The sequence below is a fragment of the Paraburkholderia agricolaris genome, from assembly GCF_009455635.1.
Lineage (GTDB): Bacteria > Pseudomonadota > Gammaproteobacteria > Burkholderiales > Burkholderiaceae > Paraburkholderia > Paraburkholderia agricolaris.
This window is the reverse complement of sequence record NZ_QPER01000002.1, coordinates 871,683-893,934: the sequence shown is the minus strand read 5'-3', so window position 1 is coordinate 893,934 and position 22,252 is coordinate 871,683. Positions and strand designations below refer to the sequence as shown.

17 protein-coding genes and 2 pseudogenes are annotated in these 22,252 nt (G+C 59.1%); 5 read left to right on the top strand and 14 right to left on the bottom strand.

Annotation, left to right across the window (positions count from 1 at the left end):
* Positions 1-9 precede the first annotated feature (9 nt).
* The 5 genes from GH665_RS25470 to GH665_RS25455 form a co-directional block, all read right to left on the bottom strand.
* Positions 10-1,122, bottom strand: coding sequence for a porin (locus GH665_RS25470; RefSeq protein WP_153140052.1), 1,113 nt, complete (start codon positions 1,120-1,122; stop codon positions 10-12).
* A 104-nt stretch (positions 1,123-1,226) separates the two neighbouring features.
* Positions 1,227-3,983: a magnesium-translocating P-type ATPase gene (mgtA, locus tag GH665_RS25465; RefSeq protein ID WP_153140051.1), complete on the bottom strand. Its 2,757-nt coding sequence runs from the start codon at positions 3,981-3,983 to the stop codon at positions 1,227-1,229.
* A gap of 142 nt (positions 3,984-4,125) precedes the next feature.
* A complete protein-coding gene (locus GH665_RS38820) occupies positions 4,126-4,275 on the bottom strand; it encodes a hypothetical protein (protein WP_167346805.1) in 150 nt (49 codons plus the stop codon).
* A 752-nt stretch (positions 4,276-5,027) separates the two neighbouring features.
* On the bottom strand, positions 5,028-5,990 hold the full coding sequence (locus GH665_RS25460) for a substrate-binding domain-containing protein (RefSeq protein WP_153140050.1): 963 nt from the start codon (positions 5,988-5,990) through the stop codon (positions 5,028-5,030).
* Positions 5,991-6,052: 62 nt separating this feature from the next.
* Entirely contained in the window at positions 6,053-7,432 is a 1,380-nt protein-coding gene (locus GH665_RS25455; RefSeq protein ID WP_153140049.1) for a leucine-rich repeat-containing protein kinase family protein, read from the bottom strand.
* A gap of 214 nt (positions 7,433-7,646) precedes the next feature.
* Between GH665_RS25455 and GH665_RS25450 the strand changes: the two genes are divergently transcribed.
* A complete protein-coding gene (locus tag GH665_RS25450) occupies positions 7,647-8,267 on the top strand; it encodes a methylated-DNA--[protein]-cysteine S-methyltransferase (RefSeq protein WP_153140048.1) in 621 nt (206 codons plus the stop codon).
* A 71-nt stretch (positions 8,268-8,338) separates the two neighbouring features.
* On the opposite strand, the gene GH665_RS38965 is transcribed toward GH665_RS25450, so the two are convergent.
* The 3 genes and pseudogenes from GH665_RS38965 to GH665_RS25440 form a co-directional block, all read right to left on the bottom strand.
* Complete coding sequence (locus tag GH665_RS38965) at positions 8,339-8,866, bottom strand: GNAT family N-acetyltransferase (RefSeq protein ID WP_217361943.1); 528 nt, start codon at positions 8,864-8,866, stop codon at positions 8,339-8,341.
* Positions 8,864-9,421: pseudogene (locus GH665_RS38960) on the bottom strand (HD domain-containing protein); the annotation flags it as partial. The pseudogene GH665_RS38960 and the gene GH665_RS38965, both read right to left, overlap by 3 nt.
* 165 nt (positions 9,422-9,586) lie before the next feature.
* Complete coding sequence (locus GH665_RS25440) at positions 9,587-10,144, bottom strand: helix-turn-helix domain-containing protein (protein WP_153140046.1); 558 nt, start codon at positions 10,142-10,144, stop codon at positions 9,587-9,589.
* Positions 10,145-10,363: 219 nt separating this feature from the next.
* Here GH665_RS25440 and GH665_RS25435 point away from each other — a divergent pair, with 219 nt between their 5' ends.
* On the top strand, positions 10,364-10,966 hold the full coding sequence (locus GH665_RS25435; protein WP_153140045.1) for a phosphatase PAP2 family protein: 603 nt from the start codon (positions 10,364-10,366) through the stop codon (positions 10,964-10,966).
* A gap of 180 nt (positions 10,967-11,146) precedes the next feature.
* Here the strand turns inward: GH665_RS25435 and GH665_RS25430 are convergent, their stop codons facing one another.
* The 4 genes from GH665_RS25430 to GH665_RS25415 all read right to left on the bottom strand — a co-directional run bounded on the left by GH665_RS25430 (position 11,147) and on the right by GH665_RS25415 (position 14,996).
* Complete coding sequence (locus GH665_RS25430) at positions 11,147-11,854, bottom strand: dienelactone hydrolase family protein (RefSeq protein ID WP_153140044.1); 708 nt, start codon at positions 11,852-11,854, stop codon at positions 11,147-11,149.
* Positions 11,855-12,726: 872 nt separating this feature from the next.
* Positions 12,727-12,951 carry a hypothetical protein gene (locus tag GH665_RS25425; protein WP_246216369.1) on the bottom strand — a complete coding sequence of 75 codons (225 nt, stop codon included), beginning with the start codon at positions 12,949-12,951 and terminating at the stop codon, positions 12,727-12,729.
* A gap of 11 nt (positions 12,952-12,962) precedes the next feature.
* Entirely contained in the window at positions 12,963-14,204 is a 1,242-nt protein-coding gene (locus GH665_RS25420; protein WP_153140043.1) for an NAD(P)/FAD-dependent oxidoreductase, read from the bottom strand.
* A gap of 3 nt (positions 14,205-14,207) precedes the next feature.
* Positions 14,208-14,996, bottom strand: coding sequence for an ABC transporter substrate-binding protein (locus GH665_RS25415; RefSeq protein ID WP_153140042.1), 789 nt, complete (start codon positions 14,994-14,996; stop codon positions 14,208-14,210).
* A gap of 242 nt (positions 14,997-15,238) precedes the next feature.
* Here GH665_RS25415 and GH665_RS25410 point away from each other — a divergent pair.
* Positions 15,239-16,220: pseudogene (locus GH665_RS25410) on the top strand (ornithine cyclodeaminase family protein).
* Positions 16,217-16,942, top strand: coding sequence for a helix-turn-helix transcriptional regulator (locus GH665_RS25405; RefSeq protein ID WP_408273503.1), 726 nt, complete (start codon positions 16,217-16,219; stop codon positions 16,940-16,942). The pseudogene GH665_RS25410 and the gene GH665_RS25405 overlap by 4 nt, the downstream one beginning before the upstream one ends.
* A gap of 51 nt (positions 16,943-16,993) precedes the next feature.
* Here the strand turns inward: GH665_RS25405 and GH665_RS25400 are convergent, their stop codons facing one another.
* Entirely contained in the window at positions 16,994-18,715 is a 1,722-nt protein-coding gene (locus GH665_RS25400) for a glycoside hydrolase family protein (RefSeq protein ID WP_246216368.1), read from the bottom strand.
* 50 nt (positions 18,716-18,765) lie between these two features.
* Here GH665_RS25400 and GH665_RS39195 point away from each other — a divergent pair, with 50 nt between their 5' ends.
* On the top strand, positions 18,766-18,951 hold the full coding sequence (locus GH665_RS39195; protein WP_246216367.1) for a hypothetical protein: 186 nt from the start codon (positions 18,766-18,768) through the stop codon (positions 18,949-18,951).
* Positions 18,952-20,147: 1,196 nt separating this feature from the next.
* On the opposite strand, the gene GH665_RS25395 is transcribed toward GH665_RS39195, so the two are convergent.
* The gene (locus tag GH665_RS25395; RefSeq protein ID WP_153140037.1) at positions 20,148-22,082 is read right to left on the bottom strand and encodes an SMP-30/gluconolactonase/LRE family protein; all 1,935 of its coding nucleotides are present in this window, start codon (positions 22,080-22,082) and stop codon (positions 20,148-20,150) included.
* Positions 22,083-22,252 lie beyond the last annotated feature (170 nt).

Genomic DNA, 22,252 nt, shown 5'->3' with positions numbered 1-22,252 from the left:
TTCGTCTACTCAGAAGCGATGCCGTATGCCGGCAGCAATCAGCAACTGATTGCTGCCTGTGGACGGAGCCACCGTGTTAATGACCGCGGGCGCGCCTGACGATGCACGCTGGTAGAGCGCCTCGACATACGTATCGGTACGCTTCGAGAGTTGGTAGTCAGCCTGCAGCGCACCCTGGTGCCAATGCGCACCCGAGCCCTTCGTATACGTGTACATGCCGGCCAGCGACACCGTAGGCGTCAACTGGTACACGCCGTTCACCTCATAGTTGCTGAATCCCACCGACGGCGCGGCCGCTCCGGAATCGGCATTGCTCACTCCGCTGTACGTGGAGCGCGACCACGCCGCCCCTAACGTGAACCCGCTAATCGCATAGCTGGCCCCCACGCCGTAGGTATTCTGCGTCTGCACGCTCGCCTGGAAAACATCGCGGTTGACGCCCGGCAGGGCGACCGTGTCGTATGCGCCACCCGCCGTGTTGCCCCGGCCGTTGCCATGCAGCCAGGCCGCGCCCGCGTTAAACGACCCATTCTGATAGTTCGCGCCCACGCTGTACGCGCGGTTGTTCGCGAACTGGCCGGCACCGTTTGAAAATGCATACATGCCGCCGAAACTAAAGCCGCCGAACGTCGGGCTCGCATACTTGATCGAATTGCGGGCCAGGTACGAGTTGTTGGCATTGTCGTTGTCAAACGGGTGAGCAAATGCAGTCCCGCCATTCGCACCCGTCAGCGTGAACGGTGCGAAGTAATCGTGAATCGAATCGTACTGATGGCCCAATGTGACGGTCCCGTAGCCATCGTTGCCAAGGCCGACATAGTAGGGATGATCGTTGAGCGCGGCACCTGTCTGTGTCGAGAACCCTCGTTCGAGGCGGAAAATCGCCTTGTTGCCGCCACCGAGATCCTCCGAACCCTGCAGGCCCCAGTAGCTCCCGTCGATCAGTCCCGAGGTTGCCTGATACTGGGCATGGCCGCCGACGTTGCTCAAATACGCGAGACCTGCATCGATTTCTCCATATAGCGTTACGCTGCTTTGCGCTTGTGCATACCCGCTCGCCAGCGTGAGAACTGCGGTGCAAATCGAGACGCGGATGAAGGAAGTGTTTTTGTTGTTCGACATGTGGGAAGCTTTTTTAAATTGATTAGTTAAACAAACGGTGATCCGAGCCGCAGACCACACCGCATTGCCGCCGGCTCCTGCCGGCGACAGCGCAAACAGCCGGTTCAGTACCACCGCCCATAGCGGCGGATGTAGACCGTTTTGACGACCTGAGTGAGCATCATGTAGCCCACCATCGTGGCGATAAACCAGCCCCAATAGCTCGGAGCCAACGCCGTGAAGCCGAACGTGTCAGCCAGTGGCGAGAACGGCAGCCAGCAGCCGACCGCGATCGCGGTGAAAGTCGACAGCAGCACGGGCAGCGCTGCCGTGCTCTGCAGGAACGGGATCTTCTGCGTACGCAGCATGTGCACGACGAGCGTCTGGGACACGAGACCTTCAACGAACCAGCCTGAATTCATGATGATCTGGCCACCGTTTCCGCCGTGCAGGTGATACAACGCACCCGCGCCGAATACGCTCCACATCAGGAAGTAGGTCGTAATATCGAACACCGAGGACGTCGGCCCAAGCCAGACCATGAAGCGCCCAATGTTGCCCGCTTCCCACTTGCGCGGCTTCTTCAGGAACTCGGGGTCCATCTTGTCCCAGGGCAGGAACATCTGCGACAGGTCATAGATCAGGTTCTGGATCAGCAACTGCATCGCAAGCATCGGCTCCCACGGCAAGAACGCGCTCGCCACCAGCACCGAGAACACGTTGCCGAAGTTCGAACTCGCCGTCATGTTCAGATACTTGAGGATGTTGCCGAACGTCTCGCGGCCCTTGATCACACCCTCTTCCAGCACCATCAGGCTCTTCTCGAGCAGGATGATGTCGGCCGTTTCCTTGGCGATGTCCGCACCGCTATCGACCGAAATCCCCACGTCGGCGTCGCGCAGCGCCGGCGCGTCATTGATACCGTCGCCGAGGAAACCGACCGTGTGCCCGTTCGCCTGCAGCGCCTTCACAACGCGCGCCTTCTGCAGCGGCGCGAGCTTCGCGAACACGGTCGTCCGTTCGACTACTTCGCCAAGCCGGTCATCGTCCATCTGTTCGATGTCGCGTCCGAGCAGCGGTGTGCCGGGCTCAAGGCCGACGTCCCGGCAAACCTTCGATGCGACGATCGGGTTGTCTCCCGTCAGCACCTTCACGGCGACGCCGTTGTCGTGCAATGCGCGAATCGCAGGCGCCGCGGAATCTTTCGGCGGATCGAGGAACGTCAGGAATCCGCGCACCACAAGTCTGGCTTCATCCAAGGTCCTGTATTGCAGTTTTGCCTCGGCCTGAGGGATCTCGCGGGTGGCGACAACCAATACCCGGTAGCCATCCTCGTTGTACTCCTGCGAGCGGGCAATCAGGTCCTGACGCTCCTTCGCACCCAGTTCGCGGATCGCGTCGCCGTCCTGAATATGCGTGGAAACCATCAGCATTTCCTCGACCGCCCCCTTCGACACCATCAGTTGATCGCCACCGGCACGCGCGACGATCACCGACAAACGCCGCCGGACGAAATCAAACGGGAGTTCATCGACCTTCGTGTAATGCGTCAGTTTCACGGCCGTTCCCGCCTGGTTCGCGTGGTTGACGACCGCAATGTCGATCAGATTCTTTTGCCCGCTCTGGTGAAAGCTGTTGAGCCAGGCGAGCTCCAGGATGTGCGGGTCTTTATCGCCATGAATATCGAGGTGGTGCTCGAGGATGATCTTGTCCTGCGTGAGCGTCCCGGTCTTGTCGGTACACAGCACGTCCATTGCGCCGAAGTTCTGCACGGAATTCAGGCGCTTGACCACCACCTTGCGGCGCGCCATTGCAACGGCCCCTTTCGCAAGATTGGCCGATACGATCATGGGCAGCATCTCGGGCGTCAATCCCACCGCGACAGCAAGCGCGAATGTCAGTGCGGACAGCCAGTCGCCCTTCGTCAGGCCGTTGATCATGAATACGATCGGCACCATGACCAGCATGAAACGGATCAACAGCCATGACACGCTGCTCACGCCGCGGTCGAAACTGGTTTCAACCCGCTTGTGGCTAGTGACGTTCTGCGCGAGTGCGCCAAAGTACGTGTCGGCTCCGGTGGCGACCACAACCGCGGTCGCCGTACCGCTTACAACATTCGTGCCCATGAAGCAGATGTTGGCCAACTCGAGCGGATCGCCCTGACCGCTCGAACCGGCATCCGCGGATTTCTCCATCACGGCGCCAAGCGTGTCGTATTTCTCGACCGGCAGCGCTTCGCCGGTGAGTGCCGCCTGACTGATAAACAGGTCGCGCGAGTGGATCAACCGGATGTCGGCTGGGATCATGTCACCCGCCTGCAGACTGACGATATCGCCGACAACCAGACTGGACATCGCGATTTCGCGCTTTTCCGGCGACGCCGATTTCGATGCACGACGCACAACGGTTGCGGTCGTGCGCACCATCGATTTCAGTCGCGCAGCGGCCTTGCTTGAGCGGTACTCCTGAAAAAATCGCAGCAGGCTGCTGACCGTCACCATGGTGAGCAGGATGCTGATGCCGGTCCAGTCGCGATCGTCCGGGGCGGCAAAGTAAACATCGGTCAGGTAACTGATCCCCGCGAGCACGAGCAGCACGATCACGAACGGATTCTTGAAGGCCAGCAGCAATTGCACGACGACGTGAGGCGGCTTGTCATGTGCCACTTCGTTCGGGCCGTTCTGATGCAGACGCTCCTCGGCGTCGGCCTCGACAAGGCCATCCAGCGAGCTTTGCGTATGCAGCAGCGTGGTGTTGATACTGTTGTTGGCCTCGGCGACGATGCGCGCAGAGTGCTTGCGCTCGCTGGAGGTGGACGTGGTAATGAAGCCCCTCTGCTTACGCGGGGACGGATGAGAACGGTAAGAATGCTTGGACATAGTTTTCCCCGTGGCGGGCGGCCAATGGCCGCCGCGACACTTCTTTTTTCAAGGTGATTTTCTATGGTTGCGCGACCTGACTCCGGAATAGGACGGAGCAGGCACGCGCACGTGCCGGACCGCTATCCGGCACGCAGCGACGTCAGTGCGCGCGGCTCCACAACCCCGTCCACCAACGGGCAATGGCCGTCGGCGTTTTATGTTCGTGGATACGCAGCGTCAGCAGCGAGTCGTAGTGGGCACGAGCCTCACGAATGTGAGGCAACTCGGGTACGAGAAGAGCGAAATGCATGATGTTCCTCCGTCCGGGCTGCTGCCCGGAGGTCGTTCGCGTGCGCCGGCTGGAAGGCCGGCACCACGACGCCAAAGCTCAACGAGAGAAAGGCGAGGAACGGTGTGGACTTCCTTCAGGCGGAAAGAAAGTTTGAATCGCGTAAGGGACAAGAGTCACTGTCGGGCATGATTTCTCCTTTCTCGCGCTTGTCTGCACGAGCATGTCTTTTCAACCACGCACTGCACGAATTGCGCGGGCGTGAGCGATCACCGTCGCGAGTCAGGCTCACGACGTCTTTCAAGCGGACGAGCGAAATCACGCGCGTCGACGCGGTACTAAAACGGTGCGGGGGAAGTATTGCGAAACTACGGCGAAACTACGACGCGCACCATCCTGCCTGCTGGCGGGACGGCGGCTAAAAGAGGCGGGCGTCCTGTCGGTCAGGCAGACAAACTGTTCGAAGATCGACTACTGCTACTGTCCAAGGCATCGGCCCCTTAGTGAGAACGGACGAATAGTAATTGCCGTGAAAGTCGCTGTCAACCCGCAAAACGTCATTTTGGAACGGTCGTTAGTCGAAAAGAATCGGAGTCGGAAAAGTGACAATTCAGACGGTCTTTTTGCTGATTGGCACGACCGTTAGAAAAGCGCCTAACGCGTACCGTCAACCCATAATGTCGAGCTATGGATGTGAATCGTAAACCGGCATATCATTCGGCATCCTTAGCTTGAGGCTCATTTTAATCGATGCCCACTCCAGCATCGCACCCTCAATGACCCGCGCCAGTCACCAGTTGCAGCGGCGTTTCAATGACTCGCGACAAGTCACTTTCCTTTCGCTGTTCGGTAACTGCCTTCAACGCCACGTCGACACCGAATACAGCCTGCCGATCGGCAAACTGATTCATGGTCGCGAGCACGCGGCCGTCGGCGAGCAAGGGTTTAATCGCATCGCTGTCGTTATACCCGGTGACATAAACACCACCGGTTCTCCCCGCATCGCGAACAGCATCTACCGCACCCATGGCCATATTGTCGTTACCGCACATCAGCGCCCGGATCTGTGGATAGTCTCCCAACATCTTAGACGCGACGTCCCGCCCCTTCGCATAATCCCAGTCGCCGGACTGTATGGCGACGATCTTCATGCCGGCCTCGCTCATCGCGTCCTTGCTGCCGGCCGTGCGTTGCTGCGCATTGCGGTCGGCGGAGCTCCCTTCGATGATCCCGACCTGATCGCCCGCCTTGAGCCGCTGCGCAAGATAATCGCCCACCTGCTTCGCGCCCTTGCGGTTATTCGGGCCGACAAAAGGCACGGAGATGTGAGCGGCATCCTGCAACGCATCGTCAAGCGGGTTGTCGATGGTAATCATGATGATGCCCGCCTTGATGCCCCGCGCCACGACCGCTGTCAACGCCTTCGAGTCAGTCGGCGCGATGACGATCGCATTCACCCTCGCTTTGATCAGCTCGTCGACCATTCGGATCTGTACGGCCGTATCGCCCTCCGTTGCCGTTCCCCGAATGGTCAAAGCGAACTGCGACGCATAGTGCTTCTGATAATTCTGCGCAGCGTTCACCATCGCGACCGTGAACGGATCGGACATCGACTTCAACACAAGGGCAATCTTCAGCTTGCCGCCCTGCATTGCATCGACACGAGCCGTACCTGTCAGGCCTGCCGAGGCCAGCGTGGCGGCAACCAGCAAGCGGCGGCGCATCCTCTGTGTCATTGAGTTTCTCTCCTTGGACACACACGGACGGCTGTTTGCATCGCGTCCGCACATAAAACGGATCAAACTGCCGCCAACGCTGCTGTGTCCCGATCGCCCGCGCCCGATAGCGGCCGCAGAACGGCAGCGATGTCGTCGAACAACGGCCGGCTGCCGATGTCCTCGCTCAGGCATTGCGCTTTTAACGCTACCAGCTTCGCCGCGATATCCACGTTCGCATCCAGTCCGTCGCATCGCTCGATCAATTCCTCGAGCAGACAACCATACGCCCTGACTTCGATGCGTTGCAACGCATCACTGAAGTCCCGGTTATCGGCAACGTGGAAAGACGCCGCGCCAAAATCGCCCAGCAATGCGCTCCCCTGCTCACTGCCAGCGCCGTGCAGAATATTGTGCGCGTACAGATCGCCATGCATCACCCCTTGACGATGCAGATGACACGCCGCCGACGCAATGCCGTACGCAATACGTAATACTGAGGCCAACCCGAAGCGCATGCCTTCACCATAGGCGTCGCGCGTGCATGACTCGAGGCTTGGTGGGCCCGCAAGATTGGTGAACTGCGGATCGATCAGCTCCATCACCAGGCCATGTGCGCCGGCCGGATGGTCCTTCACCTTACCCACCACCGGAATCAGGTTCGGATGACCGCCAGCGCGAATGCAGGCCGCCATTTCGCAGTCAGGCAATCCGTCGCTCGTTACCGCACCCTTGAACAATTTGACGGCCACCGGCCTGCTCGCCTCGTCATGACGGGCAGAAAGCGCCGCACGATAAATGACACCGGACGCACCCTCGCCTAACTGCGCTTCAAGTTCCAACGCATTCCATTGAATATCCGCGATCGGCGTGTCGATCAGGGCTGACGCGGCCAGCGCTTCACTGAATGGATTGCCGGCGCACGCCAGCCACGAAAGCCGCGGCAGGAGCAACAACCACGCGGGCAGTTCGTCCAGTTGATTCGCCGCGAGACGCAGCAGTTCGAGCCGCGAGCAGGCTGCCATTTCCTCGGGCAATGCGCGCAACCGGTTGCCGGCAAGCATCAACTTCTGCAGTTGCGAGCAGGCGCCGATTTCAGGCGGCAGGGCTTCGACCTCGTTGTCGGTGAGGATCAGCCAACGCAACAACGGCGGCAGCGATTTACCCGAAACCTCACGAATACGATTGGCCTTGAAACCGACCATGCTCAGTTGCGAACACTGCCCTAGCACTTCCGGCAATTCAGTAAACCGGTTGTCAGAGGCAAAAATGATGCGCAGCTTTCGCAGCCGCGGCAAATCATCGGGCAGCGTTGAAAGTGCATTACCCGACAGATCGAGAATTTCCAGCGTGTCGGCCAGATCGAAAATCTCACGTGGAAATTCGCTCAGGCCACACGCCAGAGTGAGTCGGCGGGTACCCGCCAGTTGTCCGGCGCGCAGTTGTTCGAGGGTCGTGGTCACAGTCGTAGAGAATATATCCGCTCGCCGGTAAGCGATGCGTCGAAGGTATCAATTCTACTGAGTCCCGGGCCACGCGCGGAATTGGATAGCAAGATCCGGCGTGACCTCGGCGCGAACAGTGTTTAAGCTGTCAGGTATCGGAGGGTCAAGGCGCCGCGAGTTTGCAGCCTCGCGTCAAGCCATCCCGGCCCCCAGCCAGCCAGGAGCAAGCAAAGTGACATACGCGTACAAGTTGATGAATTCGCCCGTCGGCGAGTTGAAGCTCGTTGCAAACGGCAACCGGCTCGCCGCCATTCTCTGGGAGAACGACAAGCCAAACCGGGTGCGCCTGCCGGAATCGATCGAAGCGGATGACCGCCCGATCCTGCTCGAAACCGAGCGGCAGCTGAACGAATATTTCGCGGGAACGAGAGACCGGTTCGACCTCGAGTTCGACTTCCAGGGAACGGAATTCCAGAAGAAGGTTTGGGCGGCGCTCCTGACGATCCCGTTCGGCGAAACGCGCAGTTATTCGGACATCGCTACGCAAATCGGGAACATCAACGCGGTGCGGGCCGTGGGCGCGGCGAACGGCAGAAACCCGATCTCGATCGTGGCGCCATGTCATCGCGTGATCGGTGCGTCCGGCGATCTGACCGGCTTTGCCGGCGGCCTGGCAAACAAGATGTTTCTTCTGTCGCTTGAAGCCGGGCAAACTTCGCTGGAAGCAGCGGCGGAATCGGCTACGGCTTCAACCACCGCGGCGGCAACGGCAATGGCTAGTCGGGAAGCGCCGGCGAAACCGGCACGCCCGGCGCCCGCTCGCGGGACCCAGAGTTCGCTGTTTGGTAACTGAGCGGCAACTGAGTGGCGACTGCGCGGCAATCGCGCAGGTTGCCGCGCTGATTCGAGGACAATGCGTCAGCCTCAGACGGTGGCGTTGAATGCCTCGTGATAGGTCACATCGCCCGCGGGCCAGGCGCCGGCAAGTAAAATTGCCTGAAAATACTCGGGCGGGACACCCGGCAGCACAAGATGAGGCATAGCCGTAAAACCGAAGCGCCCGTAATAGGCCGGGTCGCCGAGCACCACGCAACCGCTGGCGCCCAGGCGCCGCAATTCGGACAGTGCCGACTCCATCAGTTGCGATCCGATACGCTGCCCTTGACGGCCGGGCGACACTGAAATTGGGCCCAAACCGTACCAACCCGTTGCGCCGTCGGAGATCGCGACCGGGGAAAGCGCAACATGCCCGACGATCCCGTATTCATCTAACGCGACAAGCGAAATCGACAGTTGCCCCGCGCGACGTAATGCATTCACGATGAAATGCTCTGCGCCATTCGTATGCGGTGCATGCTCAAACGCAGCGATCGTGAGTTGCTCGATTGCTGGCGCATCTGCGGGTAATTCGTCGCGGATTCTGAGTGCCTGAGTGCGGGATTCCTTTTTCATGTTGAGGCGAGTCTCGTCGTCGATCATCGCGCGAAGTGCCTGGAACAACGCCGTTGCGTCCGTGTACTTCCGGCCATATCCGAGATTGAATTCGTAGTCGAAATTTCCAGGGTTTTTCCCCTGATTGTGCTGCAGCAGCGTTTCAAGCTTATCCAGTGCCTTAACGGCCCGGGCCTCCGGCGAGGCGGCGCGTTCGTACTCATCCCATAGCGACAGGATGCCTGCGCCGGTCGATGCATCGAGTTCGCGAGTCAGTGTCACCAGATCGCGCCGCTCCTGCTCGCTCTTGTTCGGATGCGCGTGCTGCTCGATCGCCGGAACGTCACCATGAAGTGCCTCGCCGAGATCGTGGATCACGCACATCTTCAGAACCCTGACGAAATCCAGATCGCCTAATTCCTCTTCGAAGGTGATCGCCATCAGACACAAGCGCCAACTGTGTTCCGCCGTGCTCTCGTTGCGACCCGACGAGGTGTACGCAGTTCTCAGCACGTCTTTGAGTTTTTCCGCTTCGCGCAGAAACGCGAGCTTTCCTTTCAGATGTTTGATGCTCATATAGTCTTCTCCGGCGGTCCCTATACGACCCTTCCTGTCGACTCGACCAACCTCGACGAACTGGATTTGCAAGATTTTCCGCCGCCGATCGTACCGGTATCGCATCGGGCAGTACACGCATAAAATATGCGCTCCGCGAGACGGACGGTTTAGCGATGAACCCGGCTACAGCGTTTCGACGAGACGCACGGCTGTGCCGTCGGAGAGCGTCATGCGGGTCCAGCGGCAGCGGCTTTCGCGAATCGGCACCTGCGGCGAATGATTGACGCCACTGCCGAACTCCAACGGCGCAGGCGCGAGCACGCTGCGCCAACCGCAATCGTCGAGCAAAAGTTCTTGCGCCACGATCTCAGGCGTTGCGTAGCGCCACAGTGAACGCCCCAGCAGAGTGCTTAGAGGCACGCTGAATTCAACGGCACGCGCCGACGAGCACGCCAGCAGACGATGTGTGAGGTCGCAAACCAGATGAACTTCACGCGGGCTTTCGGCAACGAGCCGCTCGAGAGCCCGGTCGGCAGCTGATTCGAGGCGCGCCGCCAGCAGTCTTTCCGCCCGCGCCCGCTCCGTTGGCTCCATGTCCTGAAGGCCGGCTTCCCACCGCGAGACGGTGGATTGGGCCACACCGAACATCTCGGCTGCGTGCGTCTGCTTCACGCGATGCAGCAAGCGCCAGCGCTTCAGTGCGATTCCGAGGGCGAGAGAAGTGAGAGTCAGGCTGCTCATACCTAAAAGATTGTACCCGTCTGCCGCATCGTGTTGAAACGGTGAGGCGCTCCACACGCCGGTGCGCGAGGGCACCGCCGGTGGCGGCTCACAAGATGCACCGCCGCCCGCAACAGACGATTCGATCAATTGCTTCTGCCCGCGCCTAAGCATTTCCTAAGCTGAACCCGCTAAGATCCTGGACGTGCTTCATCACATGTCCCTCAAAAACCTCCCTGCATGAATCCACTCGAAGCCTTCAATCAGGCGCTCTTTCTGATGATCAATGCAACGCCGTCGACGCCAGCCTGGCAAATCGACATGGCGCGCATGATTGCGGAATACGTCATTTATCTCGTTCCGCTGTCGCTGATCGCGATATGGCTCTTCGGCGACGAGCGTCAGCGCGAAGTCGCGGTGCGCGCGTTTTGCGTAACCCTGCTCGCCCTTGGACTCAATCAGATTGTCGGTCTGGTTTGGCCACATCCCCGGCCTTTCGTGATCGGACTTGGCCATACGTTTCTGGAACACGCACCCGACCCATCGTTCCCAAGCGACCATGGGACGATAATCTCGTGCATCGCACTGAGCTTGTTGCTGGGTGGCATGAGACGGTACGGCATGCTGATCCTGCTGTCCGGTCTCGCGGTGGCGTGGGCGCGCATCTTTGTCGGCGTGCATTTCCCGCTCGACATGGTTGGCGCCGTAGGCATGGCATGCGTGGCCTATCTGCTGATCGCGCCGCTGTGGCGGCTGGCAGGCGCCACGGTAATGCGCGGCCTTGTCACCGTGTACCGCAAGCTGCTGGCGTGGCCGATCGGGCGTGGCTGGTTATCCTCATAGGCCAGTGTGGGCGCGCGGGCCTGCGCTTCGGATCTTCGAGCGGCGCTGAGGCGCAACCATCGGTTGCACCGCCCGCCACGGCCTGATTGGCGAGCGGCGCTTTGGCAATGGCCAAACCCCGCTTGATGGGCGCGTGAGGATCATTGCGCCCGGCATGCAGTGCAGGCTCGCGCTCGCCGGTCACTTCCAGAGCGTACGGCCGAAGAACGTCAGGGTGCGGTCCCAGGCCCGCTGCGCCCAGACCGGATCAAACTGGGTCCGGGAGATGCGGCCCGGCCCGACTGCCGTCTCGTTAGCGAACGAGTGATGCGCGAGATAGCGATGAAACTCGACGTCGACATTGGCTGCGATGAGCTTCGCCTCCAATGCATCGACCGTCTCTGCCGGGAAGAACTCGTCCTGGGTCGCCCAATGACCAAGAACAGGAACCTTGATTTTCGATGCGTCGATGTATTCGAGCGGCGGAAAGCCGTACCACACCACGCCGGCCGCCACCTCCGGGATATTGCATAGCGATAGCCAGGTGAGCGCGCCACCCATGCAATAACCGGTCACACCGACGCTCGCCGCATGCTGCTTCAGGTACTGGACAGCGCCCCGCACGTCCTGAGTAGCGGCGTCGCCGAAATTGAGCCCGCTCATCAGATGGTGTGCCTCTTCTTCCTCCACCGTCGATTTGCCGCGGTAAAGATCGGGCACCAGCGCCAGATAGCCGGCTTGCGCGAGACGGTCGGCCACCCCGCGGATCTGGTCGTTCAACCCCCACCACTCCTGAATCACGACGATGGCAGGCGCGCCTTCTGCTTTATGCGGCCTCGCCAGATAGCCCTGGACTTCCTTGCCGTCCGGCCGGTGAAACGTGATCATCGATCCTGTGGTCTGTGTCATCAGTCATTCCTCGAGGTAGGCGAAGCCGTTAGCATAGCGCCAGTGCGAGGGACCCTGCTGAATTCAGGCCTTACTTAAAAGCGGTCAATATGCCGTGCAGTGTTTTCACGAGCGCGCTTATGAGCCTTTCTGTATGCTTCCTGGGCCGCCTATTCATAAAGTATCGTTACTAACCAGTCAGTACAGTACGGCGGGACTTGCCACTACAGTGTAATAACGCCCAATTGACTCACTACGCGATCACAACACGCGCTATTAGGACGAGATAGCATTCAACCAAGGAAATCCCTACGCCAACGTAAGGATTTCCTGACATTGAATTCGGTGACGCCCGATCAACAAAATTTTTTGACGCCTTTATGCTCAACCGAGGCTTTTAGTTTATGATCTCTCCCCAGCGAAGTCGTCTATCTAAAAAGACAAGCTTGTTCTGCAACGACCCGGCGCGAAATTGTTAAATTTAAGCATGCGGCAAAAATGTCCGCCACCCGTACTGAATTCGTAAAATTGACTGACTACCGTCTCTCAGGTTCTGGCATGCAATCCTCGGACGCCAGAGTCTTTTCAGCCGACACAATGTGTCGGCTTTTTTTTGCCGGTTAGCCGCAGAAATAAACTTCGATCCGGTTGATTTTCGAAAGCATTAATTAAATAGAAAAATTAAATCTCCCGCAAACCTTTGCGAGATTAAATTATTTTCAGAGAGGCCCGACCATATTGGCTCGATAGCGAACACTGCCACGATCGACAAACCCAAATGCGGAATTAAGAGATAAAGAAGGATTAACTTTCCCGCGAAAGACGTAGCACATCTATTTGTATGACAAATAATTGGAAGCCGAACGCAACAGTTATAACCGCTGGTGCGATACTCAGGAATGAGCCAGGAATCCGGATACTCTGGCCAACCCTGTTTCGAGCACCTGCCGATTATTCGCATACCCAACGCGCACATAGCCTTCCATATCGAGCGCACTGCCCGGTGTGAACATCACGCCGGTTTGTTCGATCAGCGTAGTGCAAAACTCCACCGACGAGATCGGCAGGTCGTACTTCAGCAGCGCGGTCGTTACCGACTTCGGCTTGATATACGACATAGCTGGCTCGCTTACCGGAACCGCTCGGGACGAAACGGATAGGGATCGGCGCAGGGCGTCGCGCCCGTCATCATCTCCGCCAGCAAACGGCCCGTCACGGGACCAATCGTCAATCCGTGGTGATTGTGGCCAAACGCGAACCAGAGTCCTCGATGGCGAGGCGCTCGCCCAATGACGGGCCGCATGTCTGGCGTGCAGGGACGCAAGCCGATCCATGGCGCGTCGTCCAGCCGGCGCCCCAAACCGAAAACCGGCCGGGCGACGCTTTCTGCGCGCGCAAGTTGAATACCCGTTGGCGGTGCATCCCGGCGGGCGATTTCAACACCCGTCGTCAAACGCAAGCGGCCTTCCATTGGCGCGACCACATACCCTCGCTCCGTATCCACAAGCGGTACCGAGAGCAGTGGTTTCGTGGCCTCGTAGTGCATGTGATAGCCGCGCTTCGCGCGCAGCGGTATGCGATATCCGAGCGGCTCAAAAACTTTATCGGACCACGGGCCGAGTGCCACGACCACCTCGTTGGCACTGATCCTGCCCTGAGACGTCTGCACGGTCCACGCATCGGCCTCCTGACGCACCGTACTTGCCTCTCCGGTCAGCAACGTTCCGCCGCCATCCTCGAACAGCCGCGCATATCCCTTCGTCAACGCGCCTGGGTTGGAAATACTCTTCGGGTCCTGCCAATGCAAAGCGCCACAAAAACCGCTGCCCAACCCAGGCTCGCGCGCCAGCAGCCGCGCGGCATCGAGCGTCGCCACGCGCAACCCATATTGACTCGCGGTGACTTCGGCGGCTGATGCTTGCCGTTCATATTCGGAGCGCGTGCGAAATGCCTCGATCCAGCCGCCGTCATGCGCGAGTCTCTGAAGACCGGCACGCTCGATCAGCACGTCGTGTTCGTCGACGCTCTGGCGGATCAACGGCAGCATGTCGCGCGCGGCCGCTTCCAACCGCTCCGGCGACGACTCCCACCAGAATCGCGCGAGCCACGCGGCAAAAGACGGCACGGCCTTATAGTCCCAGTACAGGTCGATCGAACGATTGCGCATGTAGCGCAGCAGTGTTCCGAAATCGCGCGGAAACGCGTAAGGGACCACCGACGACCGCTCGATCAACCCTGCATTGCCGAAACTGGTCTCTTCACCAGGGCCGCGCCGATCGACGAGCGCCACGCGGCGGCCACGATCCTGCAGATGCAGCGCCGACGACACGCCAACGATCCCGGCGCCCAACACGATTACATCGAAATCCATAAGTTACTTCGCGATGATGTCGCGCTTGAAATACTTCTGCGAAAGATTGCTGAGCGTGCCGTCCTTCTTCAAAGCGTCGAGCGCGGCATCGATCTTTCCGGCCAGCGCCTTGTCGCCCTTACGCAAGCCAAAACCGGTGCCTTCGCCTAGTGTTGCCGGATCGCTGAGTGGCTGGCCGACAATCGCATAGTCCTTGCCTGAGGGTTTATTCAGAAAACCGTCCTCAACAGTCTGCGCTTCCTGGACGGCGGCATCCAGTCGTCCTGCAACGAGGTCGGCATACACCTGATCCTGGTCCTGATACGAGACGATCGATACCCCGGCATTCGCCCAGTGATGCTTGAGGAAGTCTTCCTGCGACGATCCCTGCAGGACACCGACGCGTTTGCCCTGCAGGCTCTTCACATCGGGCAGCAAGGACGAACCATGCCGGGCCACCATCACGATCGGCACCACGTAGATCGGCGGCGTGAAATCGATGGACTGCTTACGCTTGTCCGTGATGTTCATGGCGGAATTGATCACATCGAATTTGCGCGCCTGCAACGCGGGAATCAAGCCGTCGAACGAGTTTTCCACCCACTCGCATTTCACCCCCATCTTTGCACAAACCGCATTGCCGACGTCGACGTCGAATCCTTGCAATTGCCCCGTCGGCGACTTGCTCTCGAACGGCGGATACGCTGCCTCGATACCGAAACGCAAGGCGCTTTGAGTCTCCGCGTTAACGGTGCCGACCGAACCGATTAACGCAGCCGCGACGAAGAATGACAGTGAAAGCTTCAGAGACATGATGGATCCCAGTGTGGTTGGAGGGTCGCGAATTCAGGGCGAGAACGGTCGCTAACGGGGCACCGTCTGGAAGCCACATGAGAAACAAAGGAGACGGGCTTCTCACACTCGCTCTGGAACAACAGTCTATTCTGGACATTGGTAATTGCAAGCGATTTTCAAAAATAAAAGTCCAGATTGGACTTTTTGACTTTAGAATCGTGCTGACGCCGCAAGCCGGCAACGATCTGGAGAGCAAGCCCATGAGCAGCACAGACAAAGTATTCCCGTTGATCGTCCAACAGGACGCAGTGCGTAAGGCCCTGCCCCATCTCGATGTGCGCGGTGCGCTGACACGCATGTTTCTCGCGCTTGCGAACAACGCCGCGGTGCAGCCGGCGCAGACCTTCACCCCCTTTCCGCAAGGGGCCGGCGACTTCATCACCTACCTCGGGGTGCTAGCGGAAGCCAAGGCGTTCGGTGCCAAGTTGTCGCCGTACATCGTGACTGAGTCGAAACCGGTCATCACCGCATGGACCGCGCTGATGTCGATGGAAACGGGGCAGCCTTTGATGTGGTGCGATGCGGGATTGCTGACCGTCGAGCGCACTGCCGGTGCGACCGCACTAGCGGTGGATCACCTTGCGGCACCGAACGCGCGCCGGCTCGCCGTTGTCGGCGCGGGCGCGGTGGGACAAGCTCATGTGCGCCATCTCGCGGCGCTACGGCCATGGGATCTGATCAGCGTGTTTTCTCCCGAGCTTGGCGGGAACGAAGCAAAGCGCGCCGCGATCGGAGCCCTTGATGAGCGCGTGCTGGTTTGCACCAGACTTGAAGATTGCCTGCGCGATGCGGACGTGGTGGCGTTGTGCACATCCTCAGGCACACCGGTAATTTCGGAGGACAGGCTGACAAAGCCGGCGCTCATTACGTCGATCAGTACGAACGTCGCGAACGCTCACGAAATTCCACCGGCATGGCTGCCGGGCATGGAGGTCTATTGCGACTACCGGCCAACCACGCCTGGCAGTGCCGGGGAAATGAAACTGGCGGCGCAGTTGCATGGCTGGTCGCCGGACAGCGTGCTTGGCGATCTGCCTGAGCTGGTGTCCGGCATCGCCAGAAAACCCTCCGGGCAACACCACGTTTTTTTTCCGCTCAATTGGACTCGGGCTTGAAGACGTGGCGATCGCCAACGAATTATTCAGACACATAGCTGCGCAGCACAGCAGCATGGCAAAATGACGCGCGTCATGCGGATTCGCCGCACCGTGACGCTACACGTTGCAGACTTTCCGAACCCTGGAATCTCCCCCATCCCTATGCGAAAGACTAAGACAACGGCCGCACGCAAGCTTCTTCTGGATCGATACGGCCGTGTCGCCGATGGTATCGCACTGCTCTTTTTCCCGTACGTCGAAGTCGTCATCCATGACTTGCAAAGTCAGACCGTTGCGTACATAGCCAACAACCTGTCCAAGCGTGAACTGGGTGACGAATCGGCACTGGAAGAAATCGACCATTCGGTGGAGTCAGGCACGGTCGGCCCATACGAGAAGATCAATTGGGACGGCCGGCGGATGCGCTGCGTCAGCACGGTGCTGTTTGACGACGCCGGGGTTGCCGTTGGTGTGATGTGCGTGAACTACAACATTGCGGTCTTCGAGGACATGAAACATGTTATCGACCGGGTGATCTCAGGTGCCGGCGTGGTCAAACAACCCGAAGAATTGTTCAAGGACGACTGGCAGGAGCGTATCAACACGTTTCTGCACACGTGGCTTCAGGAGCGCCAGTTGGCATTGAATTCACTGACCCGCGACCATCGTCGCGAGCTGGTCGAAGCGCTGTGGGCCGAAGGTGCGTTCAAAGGGAAAAGTGCTGCAAACTACGTGGCAAACGTGCTGGGAATGGGGCGCGCGACCGTGTATCAACACATAAGAGATCTGCGCGACGCGGCAGCCTGAGTTGATCGGCGCGCCGCTGCTTTATCCGCGGCGCGCCGGTACTACGCGGCCTTATTGGCCCATATAGCCGAGCGGAACAGTCGCGTTGGCCTTGGCAACCGTCGCGTTGTTCGACACGATGTACTGCGGCACTTCCGTGAGGGTCAGCGTGACCTGCCCGTTCGTATAGGCAAGCGTGCTGGTGTTGCCATACCCGTCGATCTTCGTCACATTGCCCGACGTACCCGCGCTGTCGACCTGAAGCGTATAGCTCGTCGAGTAGGTCTGGCTATAAAGACCGCCGCTCGCGGGCCACTGCGCGTTGCTATGCGCCCATGCAGCCGTCACCACCTTGCCGTTACCGAGTTGCTGGAACGCATACGCAAAGGTTCCCGACGGCGTACCCGTGATCCGGCCCAATGTATTCGTGCCGTCCAGCACACGCGTCATCGTGGCGAAGGCCATTGCTTCGGGCTTCGGCGAAAGGTTCGACGCACCGTATGCGCCTTGAGCGTCATTCAGGTCGAAGAACGTGCCGTATCCCACTTCGCCGGGATAGTCGGCACCGTAGAAAAGCGTCGTCAACTGCGCGCCGCCACCCAGCACAATAATGTGCGAACGCACACCAACCGCGGCCTGGGCAAACAACTGGTTCTGTGACGGCACCGTGGGACCATAGTTAAGACCCGGATCGTAGCTCGTGCCTTGTTCGGTAACGAAGAGCTTCATGTTCGGCTTACCGGCCTGCATCACCGAACGCAATTGCGTCATCTGGTTATCGAGCGCGTTCGCCTGGTTTGCCGTACTCGGATCGGAGTCCTGCAACTCCGGCGGATGAGCCGGATAGGTGCCCGCATTCCAGTAGCCATGCGTCGAGACCGCATCAATGTAATTCCACAGACCCAGCGCACCGAACGTTTGCAGATAACCGGTCGTGCAGGTGCTGCAATTCGCCGGGAACGGGTTGGTCGGGCCCATCACGACGGCATTCGGATCGGTCGAATGAATGCCCTGGTACGCAGCCTTGTACATGGCAACGAAGTTCGCATTGCTATCCGCCCAGCCGAGGCTCGGCTCCCAGGTCACCTGATAATAGTCGCTCTGCTGGTTCGGGTAGTTTGCCGCGCGAATCAGGCTGGTATCGGTGCCGACCTTGGCCATGAAGCTCTGGAACTCCGGCATGTTCGACGGTGCATAGTAGCTGTCGTTGTATTGGCCCGTCTTCGAATCCCAGGCCGGCAGTCCATCAAGACGCACGATGCGCATCTGATCGGGATTTGCCTTGTAGAACGGATCGAGATCGTTCACGCTCGGCGTGTACGTGTTGGGGCCATTGGGTTCCATTGCCGATACCTCGCGGTCGTCGATGGTCCACGAGACGCCCATGTCATGCAGTGCGGCGATGTTCCCATTGAAGCCCTGCATACCGAAGCGGTGCTGATCCTGATGTGCGTATGTGACGGTGCCCAGCACCGGCGTCAGGTTCGGCAGCACGCCGAAGGTTGCGATGCCCACCGGACGCGTACCGCTGTTTGGCAAGGTACCGCCGTTCGAGCGCAGCGTCGCGGTCAGCGCACCATAGCCGGACCACGTCGACGTACACGGAATCGAGTTGGTTTGCACACCGGCGCTCACCGCGAAACTGCCCTGCGTCTTGATCGCGCCATTCGAATCCGCCACGGACCAGACGACGGTATCCGAGTTCGGCGCGTTTGTCGTAATCGCGAGCTTGAACGGTGCATTGTTCTGGAAAATGCGCAGGCCGTCGGTGGTGGGAGTGTCGGCGCTGATCACTCCGTTGGCGGTTCCGCCTGCGGTGTGCGTGGGCGTGCCGCACGAGAGGGTTGAACTGCCAGGCGTCGGGGTTGGAGTCGGCGTGGGTGCCGGTGCCGGTGCCGGTGCCGGTGCTGGCGTTGGCGTTGGCGTTGGCGTTGGCGTTGGCGTTGGCGTCGGCGTTGGCGTCGGCGTCGGCGTCGGCGTTGGCGTTAGCGTCGGCGTCGGCGTCGGCGTTGGCGTCGGAGCCGGCGTAGGCGTTGGCGTAGCGCTGGCGGCAACCGCCCTCACCCAGCATGACTTGCCATAGCCGAATGCGGGATCTGTCTGCGAAACCGCGCCGACATAACACCCAACGCCGTTGCTAAAGGTAGCGGGCGCCGTCAGCATGGCCGACGGCGCGGTGGGCGGAACTGCACCGAACACCACCGAAGCCGTGCCGAGGAATTTGCAGGTGCCATTCTCTTGCGCGCACAACTTGTATTGCAGTCCCGCGACCGTGATGGTGCTCGTCGCGGCCTGCGCATTTTCTGCGCCAAACCATGCCAGTACGGTTGCTGCCGCAACCCCTAGAAGTTTGAAGTTTCTCGTCATTGTCGATGTGTGTCGCTAGGAATCAGGTTATCCCCGAGGATTGAGCGAGATCGAACCAGGTCGTCCCACTTTGACGTTGTTCTGGGTACAGAGAGAGTTGAATCGGTGAACGCGATGAGACCGCATGCCGAGCGTCGCCAGCCGGAAGCACGTCCAGCATTTCGACTTGTCATTAGCCAGCAGATGTTTATTACGTAATCCTTACCAATAACCAAAAAGTTTGCGTGATGAAGTTCTTCAATGATTGACGGCGAACCTGGCTGCCTCGATTTCAGTCAAGGCAAATCCAGAACACGGCAGGTGCGCCCGGAACGAAACTAATTAGGTTTCGAGCCCAATTCCGGTATCGCAACACCTATGAAAGTTGCTGACAGGTAGCGTTAAAGTCGCTTGACTCATTCGCAACCCGTTTGTTTGAGTAAGCTGATCCAGCGTCGCGAAAACGCCTGCCACGCAAGCTTTACTTGATCGACGCGAGTTTCGGGCGCATGCCCGGCATTAGTTACAGCCAGTTTTTGGCAGACGAATTATAAACGTTTCATCTCTGTAACGTGACTGCGATCGTGGTGATAAGTAGTAGTTCAAAGAATCTTACGGGAAACGCTTCCGACGGTTTTCCAAAGCCGGGGCAACGGAAAATCTCTGCCTCACCGAGGCACGGAAAACGCAAGTCTTTGACTCTTGCCGAAGAAAAATAAATAACTCACGCAGGAGAATAACGTCGCACGTTTTTATATTATTAATATCAATGTGAGCGACGGCAAACGAATAGTCGTGAGAGCCGCGCGGTGCGAAATCAACAAAGCGTCAAACGCGCACCGCGTCTTTTCATCTGATCATAATCGCGGCAGAAAACCGATCAGGGTGTCCAGCGATAAACGATCACGCTGGAGCCGTTGTAGTTGTCTTTCGTGATCACGTACTCACCGGCCGACCTAAGGTAAGCCCTGAGGCCATACATCGAATCCACGTCGTTGCCCACGTCGACCGTCCCCCCACTCGAATTGATCAGCGTCGTATCGAGATTCCCCGTCGTGAGGTTGAAGGCGTCGATGTTGGGCACCGTATGCACGTAACCGACAAACAGATAATTCCCCGCAGCCGCGATCGACTTGGGATTGGCGCTGGTGAGGTTGATCACCGGATTGGGCTTCGTGGTGTTGCCCGCGCTCCAGCCGTGATACACCTCGATTCTCGATTGCATCGCCGTCCAGTCCCAACTGCCGGCAATGCCTTGCGCGAGGATCATGGTGTCGCTCTCCGGCAGGTAGATGATGCGCGTCAATGGCCGGATACTCTGCGGAATGGAAATGGCGATTCCGGGTCCCCATATCGGCTTGCCTTCGCCATCGAAACCCGTCAACGGGTAGTGGTAGATGTGATTCGTCCTGTCCAGACCGGCCCACACGTCTCCCCTGCTATCGATGCAAAATCCCCCGGTGACCGATAGTGTCGTGTTGAAAGCCGGACCTGGAATCGACGCGTCCGGAATGGCAATGTAGCCGCTCGCGGAATTGAAATGGAAAAAGTAGAAGATGCCGGGGTTCTGGCCGGACGCCACGAGAATCCGGTTTCCGCCCACGCTAACGAGCTGACCGAAGTGCTCGTCGCGCTGCGTATCGTTCATGTTGAGGCGCGGATCGGACGGATAGCTGAACGGGTCGACCGTGTTCGCGACAAAGGTGCCGCCGGCCGTGCCGGTGTAAATGTTCGTGCCGCCATAGAAATAGGCACCGTCGGTAAGCGGATCCGGCGCGGCGACCGCCTCGAAGTTGAGCGACTGAAGCTTCCATTGCAGATTGCCGGTACTGTCGTACGCGTGAATGTCGGTGCCGCCGTTGCGGCCGAGGTCCCAACCTCCGCCCCATGGGTTGTTGAGCACATACAGGTTGCCGGCTGCGTCTTTACCGATGCCCACAACACGCGTGAAGCGCTTGTCGCCAACCTGGCCCTTGATGCCAGTAGTAGTGTCGAGATAGCCGCCCTGAATGCCGAACGTGCCGACTAGAGTCGGCGTACCCGAGACGGTATAACGCTTGATATTCATGTCGGGACCCTGATCGCCAACCATCAGTTGTCCAGACGATGCATCGAAGTACAGCGCGGAGGGTCGCGAGACGGCAGGCATCTGAATCGTGTTCAACAGCGCGCCGCCCGAGCTGAACTCAACGACCGTGGCCGCGCTTTGCTGCGCGACCCAGAGATTGCCCGCGCTATCCAAAGCGAGCGCTCCGGGACCCGATACGTTAATGTCCTGCTGCCACACGCCATCGGTCGTATAGACGCGAACGCGATTACCCAAAAAGTCGCTCGCATAAAGGAGCGAGCCGGCTGTCGCGAGTCCGGTAATCACGTCAGCCCGCTTGACGGCATTCCAGGCGCTTACTGGAATGAGAAGATCGCGTTGCTGAGTCGCGCGGTTGTAGCGTCCTACCGCCCCGCTGCCGTACTTGGTGCTGTACTGCAAGGCGGCGAAGATGGACGTGGCATTCCCCGTGATGGCTCCGCCCTGAAACTCGCTGTTGATTCCAATCGAACCGATACTCTTGCCATTCTGATAGATCGCAACGCCGCCCTCGTTTTCATCCCACATGGATGCGGTATAGATCACGCCTTCTGGCGCGACCCACATTGAGCGCGCTGTGTTGCCCACGTGCGTAGCAAGCGTTCCGAATGTGTTCGCCAGCCAGTCGGTGGTGTACTGCGCCTGACACGCTGATGCAAACACGCTAATCGTCGCGATTGCTGCGATTGCCGCGCCATGCAGCACAGCGCGAATTCGTTTTCTAACCATGGGCGATGCTCTCCTGACAGTGGTCCCCCGATAATATTAATCACCGTATCATCGAGAAAAGCGTGAAAAATTCAGAAAGCATTTTTTTCGACCATTTGCCAAGCTTGCGAGCATCGCTGAAGTTGATGTCGGTGCCTATCGCACACTCACTGCGCACGCTTGCGCGGTTG